Below are 12,083 nucleotides of genomic sequence, written 5' to 3'. Positions count from 1 at the left end.
GATGCAGTGACTGGCACACCGCATTCGCGAGCAAGCCCGCTCCCACATTTTGATCTTCATTGTTCTTTGATATTTATGTGAGCCCCAACAAAAAATGCGCCCCTGAGGGCGCATTTTTTTGTTCGGTCAACTATCGCCTGTCAGGCAATCGCATCCCAGGCACGGTCACCGTTCTCGTCTTTGATTCGAGTCGGCAAGCCCATCACGTCCAGCGCCTTCAGGAACGGCTCAGCCGGCAGTTCCTCGACGTTGGCCATGTGCTTCACGTCCCACTCGCCACGGGCAACCAGCAGCGCTGCGGCTACCGGCGGTACGCCGGCGGTATAGGAAATGCCCTGGCTGTCGGTCTCGGCGAAGGCTTCTTCGTGGCAGGCCACGTTGTAGATGAACAGCTCGCGTGGCTGGCCATCCTTGGTGCCCTTGACCAGGTCGCCGATGCAGGTCTTGCCGGTGTAGCCAGGCGCCAGCGACGACGGGTCGGGCAGCACGGCCTTGACCAGTTTCAGCGGCACGACTTCCAGGCCTTCGGCGGTGGTGACCGGTTTTTCGGAGAGCAGGCCGAGGTTTTTCAGCACGGTGAACACGTTGATGTAGTGTTCGCCGAAGCTCATCCAGAAACGCACATTGGGCACGTCGAGGTTTTTCGACAGCGAGTGCACTTCATCGTGGCCGGTCAGGTACAGGTTCTGCGAACCGACCACAGGCAGGTCGTCGGTGCGTTTGACTTCGAACATGGTGTTGCTGGTCCACTGGCTGTTCTGCCAGCTCCACACCTGTCCGGTGAATTCGCGGAAGTTGATTTCCGGGTCGAAATTGGTGGCGAAATATTTGCCATGGGAGCCGGCATTGACGTCGAGAATGTCGATCGAATCAATGCGGTCGAAATGCTTTTGTTGCGCCAGCGCTGCATAAGCGTTGACCACACCCGGGTCGAAGCCCACGCCAAGGATGGCCGTGATGTTCTTCTGTTTGCACTCTTCCAGGTGGTTCCATTCGTAGTTGCCGTACCACGGCGGGGTCTCGCAGACCTTGCCCGGCTCTTCGTGGATGGCGGTGTCGAGGTACGCCACGCCGGTGTCGATGCAGGCACGCAGTACCGACATGTTGAGGAACGCGGAACCGACGTTGATGACGATCTGCGATTCAGTCTCGCGGATCAGTGCCTTGGTCGCTTCCACGTCCAAAGCGTTCAGCGCGAAGGCCTGGATGTCGGCGGGTACCTTGAGGCTACCCTTGGCCTTGACGCTGTCGATGATGGCCTGGCATTTGGAGATGTTGCGCGACGCGATAGCAATACGACCGAGTTCGTCGTTGTGCTGCGCGCACTTGTGGGCCACCACCTTGGCGACACCTCCTGCACCAATGATAAGAACGTTCTTTTTCAATTGCTTTATCTCTCCTTTATCTGTCCGCTTTACGAAAGGCTGGACAGGTAGTCGTCGTAACCAAATTCACGAACCACTTCGACTGTACCGTCGAGTTGTTTCACTACGATGGACGGCATTTTCAGGCCGTTGAACCAGTTTTTCTTGACCATGGTGTAGCCTGCCGTGTCGATGAACGACAGTCGATCGCCGATGGCCAGCGGCTGATCAAATTGGTACTCACCGAAGATGTCCCCGGCCAGGCACGACTTGCCGCACACCATGTAGGTGTGTTCGCCATTGCTTGGCGCCAGCTTGGCGTTCAGGCGATAGATCAGCAGGTCCAGCAGGTGGGCTTCGATGGAGCTGTCTACCACGGCGAGGTTCTTGCCGTTGTAGAGGGTGTCGAGCACGGTCACTTCCAGGGAGGCGCTGTTGGTGATCGCCGCTTCGCCGGGTTCCAGGTACACCTGCACGTCGTACTTCTGCGAGAACGCCTTGAGGCGCTGGCAGAAGGCGTCGATGGCATAGCCTTCACCGGTGAAGTGGATGCCGCCGCCGAGGCTGACCCAGTTGACCTTGTGCAGCAGCGCGCCGAAGCGTTCTTCGATGGTGTTGAGCATCTGGTCGAACAGGTTGAAATCACCGTTCTCGCAGTTGTTGTGGAACATGAAGCCGGAGATTTGCTCGATCACACCTTCGATCTTCACCGGGTCCCACTCGCCCAGACGGCTGAACGGGCGCGCCGGGTCGGCCAGCAGGTAGTCGGAGCTGCTCACTTGCGGGTTGACGCGCAGGCCGCGGGTCTTGCCTTCGCTGCGCTCGGCAAAGCGCTGCAGCTGGCTGATGGAGTTAAAGATGATCTTGTCGCAGTTGTCGAGCATCTCCTCGATTTCATCGTCGGCCCAGGCCACGCTGTAGGCGTGGGCTTCACCTTCGAACTTCTGGCGACCCAGCTTGAGCTCGTACAGCGACGACGAGGTGGTGCCGTCCATGTATTCCTGCATCAGGTCGAACACCGACCAGGTGGCGAAGCATTTGAGGGCCAGCAGAGCCTTGGCGCCGGACTGTTCGCGCACGTAGGCGATCTTCTGCATGTTGACCAGAAGCTTCTGTTTGTCGATGAGGTAGTACGGCGTTTTGATCATTTTCAGAGCCTGCGGCGGTGCCTGCCAAAAAAGGACACGCATTGTGCCCGCACTTGGGACAGATCGAAAGGTTAGTCAGCGGAATTTGCTGGCCCGGTTATAAGCTGGCCTGTGAATATGACAGCCCGTAGGTATGATGAGCCGCTTTGATAACGGACCACGGCTTGGGCGACGAGAGGTGAGAATGGACGCATGGACGCTGCATTGGCTGGAAGCTTCGGGGAGCCTGGCGCAGTTTCGCCCGGAGTTGATCCGAGAGTTTGAGGTCGCCTACGAGGCAATCGCGCAACTGCTGCCGCCGCCGCGGCTGGACATCCTGATCCAGCGGTTGCCGGGGGAGACCCTTCCGGAACTCGGCCTGGTGGGCCGTGCTTATCGCAGCACGATGTTCAGCATGACCCTTGATCCCGATAACCCGAATTTCCTCACCAGCCTGCGAAGCGGTGCATTGCGTCGACACGTGGTGCATGAGGTGCACCATTGCCTGCGCATGGCGGGCCCCGGTTATGGCTGGACGCTGGGGGAGGCGATGGTCAGTGAGGGCCTGGCCGGGCAGTTTGTGCGGCAGGTGCTGGGCAGTGAGCCGGAGTTGTGGGAGCGGGCGCTTGCCCCCCAGGAACTGCTGAGTGCCCCGGTAGACCGCCAGCTTCTAGACGCCACGTATTACGATCACAGTGAATGGTTCTTTGGTACCGGCGCGCGGCCAAGATGGCTGGGATACACGCTGGGCTACCAGATGGTGGAGGCCTGGCTGGCAAAACAGGGCGAGGTGGACGCCGCCACATGGGTCAATGTACCCGCCCAAGACATACTCGCCAATGCCGCCAAAGCGGGGTTGGTGGCCTGACTTTGAAACACAAGCCCACCAAACAACCCCTATCCCCTGTGGGAGCTGTCGAGCCTCAGCGAGGCTGCGAAGGCGGCGGCACAGCCGATAAAATAAGCTGCCTGACACACCGCTATCGCAGCCTCGCTAAAGCTCGACAGCTCCCACATGACAAAAACGCACCCACACTGACATCAAACCGTCATCTCCCCCCGAACGTATTCAGGCCGGTTGTCGTTGATCACCTGCATGAAGCCTCCTGATCAATTAATGATTTAGCGTGAGTTGCATGTTCGTCCTGTGCCGGCTCAAACCCGCAGCGCAGATAAAAGCTTGCGCCCTCGTGGGTGTCGGTAGACAGGCGCACGACATGGAAGGATTGCGCCGCGCGTGCCAAAAGCTGGCCTACCAACGCTTTGCCCACCTGGCGTCCCCTTGATGCCTGTGCGACGTACACCCGGCGCAGCCTGCCAACCTCCGGACCTGCGTAAGGGTCATGGGACAAACCGCCAACGGCGATCAACTGCCCGTTGCTGAATACACCCAAAAGACATTCGCCTGGCTGGTCAAAACGGTTGGCGCCGCTGGACCAATCTGCAACGAGTCGCGTGAGAAACCTGAATCCTTCGGCGACGGCTTCTGCTTCCAATACCAGGATCTCTTCGGGCAACGCCGAGAGGGTGCGTATCGACAAACCGTCCGTTGACCTATCCACTGTATTGACTCAATTCCCTATTCGATGCAGCGACTATAACGCTCTCCTGGTATCACGTATTGGTCTTCAACTTGGTCCACCACCGAGTGGCCAACCGTGCAATCGCCGGCGGCGTCACACCCGGGCTGCGTGCTGATCATGCAGTGGTTTGGTCAGCAGGCGCGGCATGCTAACGTCACGTCTTGACTCTCTATCGCCAGCCCATCCATGAAAATGCCCGATATCGACGCCATCCAGGCGTTCGTCCTGGTCGCCGAACTCAAGAGCTTTACCCGCGCTGCCGATGCCATCGGCGGCACCCAGGCGGCTATCAGCCTGAAGATAAAACGCCTCGAAGAAAGCCTTGGCCGCAAGCTGCTGGAACGCACGCCGCGACGGGTCACGCTGTCGGCCCATGGCCAGATGTTTTTGGCCAGCGCCCGCCGCTTGCTGGACAACTACCAGGATGCGATGAATTGTTTTGGCCCGCAGAAACGCACCTTGCGCGTGGGCGTCAGCCACCACATTGTCGGCGCCGATCTCAGCCTGTGGCTGCGACGTTTGGCGACCACCGACCCGGACGTGATCGTGGCGTTCAGCCTCGGCACCTCGCGGGATATGTTGATGAACTACGAGCAGGGCAAGCTGGATGTGGCGATGATCCTGCGGCACGACAACCGTCGCCAGGACGGCGAAGTGGTGGGCGTCGAACGCTTTGGCTGGATGGCTTCCCACGACTTCGAATTGCGCCAGGGCGGGGCGTTGCCCCTGGCGATCCAGCCGGAACCCTGCGGCATGCGCAGCATGGTGATGGCGGCGCTGGCCGAGCAGAACCGTGCCTGGGAAGAGGCGTTCGTGGGCAGCGGGATCCTGGCGATCGGCGCTGCAGTGGTGGCGGGGATTGGCATCGGTGCGATGGTTGGGCGGATGGCGCCCGGTGGCTGCGTCGACGTGGAGCAGCGTTTCGACCTGCCGCCGCTGCCCAGTCGTGAAGTGGTGCTGTATACGGCGCAGCGGGACTCTCAGGCGCAAGCGTTGATCCGCACGTTGAGCGCCGATATTCCCGCCGATTGAACTAGAAAATCAGGCGCCCGGCCCAAGCCATCAGCAGCGCCAGGCTGCCGATGCCGAGGAGTGTGAGCCCAAGGGCTACGAAGTGAACGAGGAGGGTGGTCAGTGGCGGCTGCTGTTCCATGTGGGGGCTTCCTTGGGGCTTGGGAAGCAAAAGTATGCTGAGCGGCCGAGCACCGAAACAGACGCCGCCAGCTATTTCAGTGATAAGCAAAACGAAGGCCCACCCACTCCATCGCGCTTGGAGCGTGAGCGCCGTGCGTTCACTCAAGCCTGGGCGGTGCATTTCATCATGAGTGGAACTTGTGATCATCTCAAATAAAATGAGTTTGTCTCACTATCACTCGATCCCGACAATGGCTCCCATACAAACACATTGGAGCTTTACGTCATGGCTGTTGCCCATTCCCTTGGATTCCCGCGCATTGGTCGCGATCGTGAACTGAAAAAAGCGCAGGAAGCGTTTTGGAAGGGCGAGCTCGACGAAGCCGGCCTGCGCGCCGTAGGTCGTGAACTGCGCAAGACGCACTGGGACCTGCAAAAGAAAGCCGGCATCGAACTGTTGCCCGCCGGTGACTTCGCCTGGTACGACCAGGTACTGACTCACTCGCTGATGTTCGGTGTGATCCCCGAGCGTTTCCGCCCGGCCGACGGCAAAGCCACCCTGCACACCCTGTTCGGTATGGCCCGTGGCGTCAGTGACAACTGCTGCGGCGGTGCCCACGCCCAGGAAATGACCAAGTGGTTCGACACCAACTATCACTACCTGGTCCCTGAATTCAGCGCCGACCAGCAATTCCAGCTGGGTTGGGAGCAACTGTTCGAAGAGGTCAAGGAAGCCCGCGACCTCGGCCACACCGTCAAGCCGGTGGTCATCGGCCCGCTGACCTACCTGTGGCTGGGCAAGGCCAAGGGCGGTGATTTCGACAAACTCGACCTGCTGGACCGCCTCCTGCCGCTGTACGGCCAGATCTTCCAGCGCCTGGCGGACCTGGGCGTGGAATGGGTGCAGATCGACGAGCCGATCCTGGTGCTGGACCTGCCGCAGGATTGGAAAAACGCCTTCGAGCGTGCCTACAACCTGATCCAGCGCGACCCGCTGAAGAAGCTGGTGGCCACCTATTTTGGCGGCCTGGAAGAGAACCTCGGGCTGGCCGCCAACCTGCCGGTGGACGGCCTGCACATCGACCTGGTGCGTGCACCGGATCAGTACCCGACCATCCTCGATCGCCTGCCGGCTTATAAGGTGCTGTCCCTGGGCGTGGTCAACGGCCGTAACGTATGGCGCTGCGACCTGGAAAAAGCCCTGGCCACCTTGCAGCATGCTCATGAGCGCCTGGGTGATCGCCTGTGGGTGGCGCCATCCTGCTCGTTGCTGCACAGCCCGGTAGACCTGGGCCGTGAAGACAAGCTGGATGCCGAGCTGAAAAGCTGGCTGGCGTTTGCCGTGCAGAAGTGCGAAGAAGTGGCGGTGCTGGCCCAGGCCGTGAACCAGCCTGAAGCGCCGAACGTGATCGCCGCCCTGGCCGAAAGCCGTGCCGTGCAGGCGGCCCGTGCCGCTTCGCCGCGTATCCACAAGCCGGCGGTGCAAGCCCGTGTGGCGGCGATCACCGCCAAGGACAGCCAGCGTGCCTCGCTGTTTGCCCAACGTATCGAGAAACAGCGTGCCGGCCTGAACCTGCCGCTGTTTCCGACCACCACCATCGGTTCATTCCCGCAAACCGCTTCGATCCGCCTGGCTCGCCAGTCCTACAAGGCCGGCAAGTTGAGCGAAGCCGAATACGTCGAAGCCATGCACAGCGAGATCCGCCACGCTGTCGAAGTGCAGGAAAACCTTGGCCTGGACGTGCTGGTGCATGGTGAAGCCGAGCGTAACGACATGGTCGAATACTTCGCCGAACAGTTGGACGGTTATGTATTTACCCGCTTCGGCTGGGTGCAGAGCTACGGTTCCCGTTGTGTGAAACCGGCGGTGATTTTCGGTGACCTGAGTCGTCCGAAAGCCATGACCGTGGAGTGGATCCGCTACGCCCAGGGCCTCACCAACAAGGTGATGAAGGGCATGCTGACCGGCCCGGTGACCATGCTGATGTGGTCGTTCCCCCGTGAAGACGTGAGCCGCGAAGAACAGGCGCGGCAACTCGCCCTGGCGATTCGTGACGAAGTGGTGGACCTGGAAGCCGCCGGGATCAAGATCGTGCAGATCGACGAAGCCGCGTTCCGCGAAGGCTTGCCGTTGCGCCAGGCGCAGTGGAAGGAATACCTGGATTGGGCCACCGAAGTCTTCCGCCTGTGCGCCTCCGGTGTGCGTGACGAAACCCAGATTCACACCCACATGTGCTACAGCGAGTTCAACGATGTGATCGAGTCCATCGCGGCGATGGATGCCGACGTGATCACCATCGAAACCTCGCGCTCGGACATGGAACTGCTGGAGGCATTCGAAGCCTTCGCCTACCCGAACGACATTGGCCCTGGTGTGTACGACATCCACTCGCCACGGGTGCCGGATGCCTCGGAAATGGCCAACCTGCTGCGCAAGGCAGCCAAACGCATCCCGGCCGAACGCCTGTGGGTCAACCCGGATTGCGGCCTGAAAACCCGTGGCTGGCCGGAGACCGAAGCGGCACTGATTCACATGGTGACTGCGGCGCGTCAACTGCGGGCCGAACTGGCCTGATCCAACACCCGGAATCATACGCCGGGTGAAGCTCAAAAATGTGGGAGCGGGCTTGCTCGCGAATACGGAGTATCAGCCGCTGGAGATGTCGACTGACCCACCGCATTCGCGAGCAAGCCCGCTCCCACATTGGGTCACCGGCGTTATCAAAATCATGAAATTGCCAGCATTACCCCGCGCAGACTAGAATGCGATCAATTCTTAATTACGCTTGGGCCCCACCGCCCGGCGCGCCCCGGTGATCGGCATGTCGTCTCCCCTCAATCTGCATATCCAGGACCTGTACTGCGAACACCATGGATGGTTGCACCGTTGGCTGGACCGCAAGCTGGGCAACGCCAGCGATGCCGCGGACCTGGCCCATGACACGTTCATGCGCCTGCTCACCCGGCAAACCACCGGCAACCTGGGCGCCGAGCCACGGGCATTGCTGACCCATATCGCCAAGGGCCTGATGATCGACAGCTGGCGCCGCCAGGAAGTGGAACGCGCCTACCTGGAAACCATCGCCCACCTGCCCGAACAGCATGTACCTTCGCCGGAAACCCGCTGGCTGATCCTCGAAGCGCTGTACCGCATTGAGGCGATGCTGCGGGATCTGCCGGAAAAAACCCGCCAGGCCTTCCTGATGTCGCAGATCGACGGCCTGACCTATCAGCAGATCGCCGATGCCCTGGGTGTGTCGCTGATTTCGGTCAAACGCTACATGCGCGATGCCTTCCTGGCCTGCCTGAGCGTGGCATGAGCCAGTCGATTGATCCGTTGATCCTCGGTGAAGCCGCCGACTGGATGGTGCAGTTGCAGTCCGGCAGCGCCACCGATGAGGACCGCCGCGCCATCGCCCAATGGCAGGGCCGCAGCGCCCAGCATGCCCAGGCCTGGCAACGGGCGCAGGCTATTCTGGGGGACTTCAACAGCGTGCCGGCGGCGATTGCCGGCGATACCTTGAAGCGCATCGGGCGCAAAAAATCCCTCGGCCGACGCCAGGCGCTCGGATTGTTGCTGGCGGCCGGCCCGGCGGCCTGGCTGGCGTATCGGCAGGTGCCGTGGCAGCAGTGGACCGCCGACCAGCACACGGCCATCGGCGAACAAAGGAACCTCACCTTGCCCGACGGCACACGCTTGCTGATCAACACCGGCAGCTCGCTGAATATCGCGTTCTCCGAGCAGGTGCGGCGTATCGAGCTGATCAAGGGCGAAGTGCTGATCACCACCGCCAAGGATTCGGCCCATCGCCCGTTCATCGTCCAGACCCGCCACGGTACCGCCAGGGCCTTGGGCACCCGATTCAGCGTGCGGGTGGGTGAGCAGGCAAGCCGAGTGGCCGTGACCGAAGGCGCGGTGGAGTTGCTGGCGGCGCATGCCGGCCAGGGGGTGATCGTCAAGGCGGGCGAGCAGGGCGCCTTCAGTGTTGACCGGGTAGCCGCCGTCGAGCCGCTGGACGTCAGCACCCTGACCTGGGAGAACGGCATGCTGCTGGCCCAGCATATGCGCCTGGCGGACCTGCTGGATGAGCTGGGGCGTTATCGCGCCGGCGTATTGCGCTGCCATGCCTCGGTTGCCGACCTCACGGTGTCGGGTGCGTTTCCCCTGCGCGACACCGATGCCAGCCTGCACCTGTTGCAGGAAACCTTGCCGGTCAAGGTCAGCAGCCTGACGGGGTATTGGGTGACGGTCGAGCCGCGCTGATCTTTTTCAACTTTCGCTGATACCTTTTTCGTTGTCGCCCGGTGTAGGGGAGAACCCTCAACATTGCTCCGCGCCGACAGGAATGCCCATGACCGCCAGACCGCTCCCGTACTGCCCCCGTCCGTTGAAGGCACTGAGCCTGGCGGTCGCCCTTGCCGCCGTCGCACCGCTGCAGAACGCCCAGGCAGAAGATGCTGCGCCAAGCAGTGCGGCGCGTAGCTATAACATCGCGGCGGGGCCGCTGGGGAATGTGCTGGCGCAGTTTGCGGCGTTGTCCGGGGTGCCGTTGTCGTTCGATTCCACGTTGCTCAACGATCAACAAAGCCCGGGGCTGCAAGGCAGCTACAGCGCACAATCGGGTTTTGCCCAGTTGCTGCAAGGCAGCGGCTACACCCTGCAAGGCACCGGCACCAACGGTTATACCGTAGTGCCCCAGGCCAGCGGCGGTGCGTTGGAGTTGGGCGCCACCACCATCAGCGGTGAAGCGAGCGGGGCGCAGGCAGACACGTATGCCGGTGGCCAGGTGGCACGTTCTGCACGCCTCGGCGTGTTGGGCAATCGGTCCATCAACGACGTGCCATTTAGCGTGGTCAGCTACACCTCGAAAACCATCGCCGACCAACAAGCGCGAACCGTCGGCGACGTTTTGCTCAACGACGCGTCGGTGCGCCAGTCGTCCGGGTTTGGCAACTTCTCCCAGGTGTTCACCATTCGCGGGCTGCCGCTGAGCACCGATGACATCGCATTCAATGGCCTGTACGGTGTGCTGCCCCGGCAGATCATCACTACCGAAGCCCTGGAACGGGTGGAGTTGTTCAAGGGCCCGAATGCCTTCGTCAACGGCGTGTCGCCCTCGGGCAGCGGGATCGGCGGCAGCGTCAACCTGGTGCCCAAGCGCGCTGAAGACACGCCCACCCGCAGCGTCACCCTCGATTACGCCAGCGACAGCCAGGCCGGCGGCCACATCGACCTCGGCCAACGCTTTGGCGAAGACAACCGCTTTGGCGCCCGGGTCAACCTGGCGCGGCACGGCGGCGAAACCGCTGTGGATGACGAAAACAAAAGCTCGCAGTTGATCGCCGTTGCCCTGGATTATCGCGGCGAGCGCTTGCGGGTCTCCACCGACTTTGGCTACCAGAAAGAACGCATCAATAACGGCCGCTCGGTGGTCTACCTGACCGGCACCAAAGTGCCCAGCCCGCCGTCGGCCAAGAACAACTACGCCCAGGACTGGAGCTGGTCGCAGCTGGAAGACACCTACGGCATGGTCAACGCCGAATATGACTTGAACGATAACTGGACGGTCTACGCGGCAGGTGGCGCCAAGCACACTCGGGAGAACGGCCAGTATTCGTCGCTGTATGTCGCCAACGATGGCAGCGCCAAGGTGGGCTTCCTCTATTCACCCCATGACGAAGACAACAAAAGCGCCATGGCCGGCTTGAACGGGCACTTTGCGACGGGGCCGGTGACCCATCAGATGAACTTCGGGCTGTCGGGGATCTGGGGCGAGCAGCGCTCGTCCTACGAGGCGATCCTGCAAGCCAACCGCCAGCCCGGCAACCTGTACGACCCGACGCAAACGCCGCGACCTACCAACACCTATTTCGGCAGTGATATTCACGACCCGCGGGTTGTCGGCAAGAACCGCATCAAGAGTGCGGCGGTGTCCGACACCCTGGGCTTTTTGGATGATCGCGTGTTGTTGACCCTGGGCGTGCGGCGCCAGACCATCGAGGTGGACAGTTGGAACACGGCCACGGGGGCACGGGGTACACCGTACTCCGAGTCCATCACCACACCGGTCTATGGCCTGGTGATCAAGCCATGGGAGCACGTGTCGTTCTACGCCAACCGTATCGAAGGCCTGGCCCAGGGCCCGACGGCGCCACTCACGAACGTGACCAACCCCGGCGAAGTCTTCCCGCCCAAGCGCAGCAAGCAGACGGAAGCCGGGGTGAAGCTGGACTGGGAAAACTATGGCGCCACGCTGGGTGTGTACCGCATCGAACAGCCGAACAACGCGACCACCCGGTTCCCGGGCCAGAAGTTCGACACCTTCACTGTCGACGGTGAACAGATCAACAAAGGCGTGGAACTCAACGTGTTCGGCGAGCCCATCGACGGCCTGCGCCTGCTGGCCGGCGCCACCTGGATGGACACCGAACAGAAGAGCACTTCCAACGGTGCCACCGACGGCAACCGCGCCGCGGGTGTGCCGCGCTTCCAGTACAACGTCGGTGCGGATTGGGATGTGCCGGGCATCCAGGGTGCGGCGGTCAGCGCACGGATGCTGCGCACCGGTGGCGAATACGTCAACGCCGCCAACAGCCTGAGCATCCCGGCCTGGACCCGCGTCGACCTGGGGGCGCGGTATGGCTTCAAGGCGGATGACAAGTACATCACCCTGCGCGCCAACGTCGAAAACGTAGCGAACAAGGCGTACTGGTCGTCGGCGTCGACGGCCAATAACTACCTGACCCAGGGTGAGCCGCGGACAGTGAAATTGTCGGCGACGGTGGATTTCTGAGCCTGGGAAAACCTATCAGGTGATGAACAACCCGTGGCGAGGGAGCCTTTGTGGCGAGGGGGCTTGTCCCCCGTTGGGCTG

At 61.6% G+C, this 12,083-nt stretch carries 9 protein-coding genes; 6 read left to right on the top strand and 3 right to left on the bottom strand.

Translation table 11 applies throughout. The features are described 5' to 3' along the window. Positions 1–140: 140 nt before the first annotated feature. Both ACW9I6_RS14055 and ACW9I6_RS14050 read right to left on the bottom strand, forming a co-directional pair. Positions 141–1,385: a saccharopine dehydrogenase family protein gene (locus tag ACW9I6_RS14055; RefSeq protein ID WP_003211412.1), complete on the bottom strand. Its 1,245-nt coding sequence runs from the start codon at positions 1,383–1,385 to the stop codon at positions 141–143. Between the two features lie 29 nt (positions 1,386–1,414). Beyond that, positions 1,415–2,512, bottom strand: coding sequence for a carboxynorspermidine decarboxylase (locus tag ACW9I6_RS14050; RefSeq protein ID WP_003211413.1), 1,098 nt, complete (start codon positions 2,510–2,512; stop codon positions 1,415–1,417). Positions 2,513–2,696: 184 nt separating this feature from the next. On the opposite strand from ACW9I6_RS14050, the gene ACW9I6_RS14045 reads away from it, so the two are divergent. After that, a complete protein-coding gene (locus ACW9I6_RS14045; protein ID WP_102368828.1) occupies positions 2,697–3,359 on the top strand; it encodes a DUF2268 domain-containing putative Zn-dependent protease in 663 nt (220 codons plus the stop codon). Between the two features lie 220 nt (positions 3,360–3,579). Here ACW9I6_RS14045 and ACW9I6_RS14040 read toward each other — a convergent pair whose 3' ends face one another. Continuing rightward, complete coding sequence (locus ACW9I6_RS14040) at positions 3,580–4,053, bottom strand: GNAT family N-acetyltransferase (protein WP_457339456.1); 474 nt, start codon at positions 4,051–4,053, stop codon at positions 3,580–3,582. A 207-nt stretch (positions 4,054–4,260) separates the two neighbouring features. On the opposite strand from ACW9I6_RS14040, the gene ACW9I6_RS14035 reads away from it, so the two are divergent. The 5 genes from ACW9I6_RS14035 (at position 4,261) to ACW9I6_RS14015 (ending at position 12,002) form a co-directional block, all read left to right on the top strand. After that, positions 4,261–5,106 carry a LysR family transcriptional regulator gene (locus tag ACW9I6_RS14035; protein WP_457339455.1) on the top strand — a complete coding sequence of 282 codons (846 nt, stop codon included), beginning with the start codon at positions 4,261–4,263 and terminating at the stop codon, positions 5,104–5,106. Positions 5,107–5,494: 388 nt separating this feature from the next. Then, entirely contained in the window at positions 5,495–7,783 is a 2,289-nt protein-coding gene (metE, locus tag ACW9I6_RS14030) for a 5-methyltetrahydropteroyltriglutamate--homocysteine S-methyltransferase (RefSeq protein WP_457339454.1), read from the top strand. A 247-nt stretch (positions 7,784–8,030) separates the two neighbouring features. After that, positions 8,031–8,528, top strand: coding sequence for a sigma-70 family RNA polymerase sigma factor (locus ACW9I6_RS14025; RefSeq protein WP_102606001.1), 498 nt, complete (start codon positions 8,031–8,033; stop codon positions 8,526–8,528). After that, complete coding sequence (locus ACW9I6_RS14020) at positions 8,525–9,472, top strand: FecR domain-containing protein (protein ID WP_457339453.1); 948 nt, start codon at positions 8,525–8,527, stop codon at positions 9,470–9,472. Before ACW9I6_RS14025 ends, ACW9I6_RS14020 begins: the two co-directional genes overlap by 4 nt. A gap of 88 nt (positions 9,473–9,560) precedes the next feature. Then, entirely contained in the window at positions 9,561–12,002 is a 2,442-nt protein-coding gene (locus ACW9I6_RS14015) for a TonB-dependent receptor (protein WP_177008614.1), read from the top strand. The last annotated feature ends 81 nt before the right edge of the window (positions 12,003–12,083 follow it).

Source organism: Pseudomonas sp. SDO5522_S412 (assembly GCF_054071215.1).
Note: the sequence above shows the minus strand (reverse complement) of the source record. Positions and strands in the feature narration are given on the sequence as shown.

Bases quoted from the DNA above. Each gene is read 5' to 3' on its own strand.
- ACW9I6_RS14050 (WP_003211413.1), bottom strand. From the start codon at position 2,512: ATGATCAAAACGCCGTACTACCTCATCGACAAACAGAAGCTTCTGGTC.
- ACW9I6_RS14045 (WP_102368828.1), top strand. From the start codon at position 2,697: ATGGACGCATGGACGCTGCATTGGCTGGAAGCTTCGGGGAGCCTGGCG.
- ACW9I6_RS14035 (WP_457339455.1), top strand. From the start codon at position 4,261: ATGAAAATGCCCGATATCGACGCCATCCAGGCGTTCGTCCTGGTCGCC.
- metE (WP_457339454.1), top strand. From the start codon at position 5,495: ATGGCTGTTGCCCATTCCCTTGGATTCCCGCGCATTGGTCGCGATCGT.
- ACW9I6_RS14025 (WP_102606001.1), top strand. From the start codon at position 8,031: ATGTCGTCTCCCCTCAATCTGCATATCCAGGACCTGTACTGCGAACAC.
- ACW9I6_RS14020 (WP_457339453.1), top strand. From the start codon at position 8,525: ATGAGCCAGTCGATTGATCCGTTGATCCTCGGTGAAGCCGCCGACTGG.
- ACW9I6_RS14015 (WP_177008614.1), top strand. From the start codon at position 9,561: ATGACCGCCAGACCGCTCCCGTACTGCCCCCGTCCGTTGAAGGCACTG.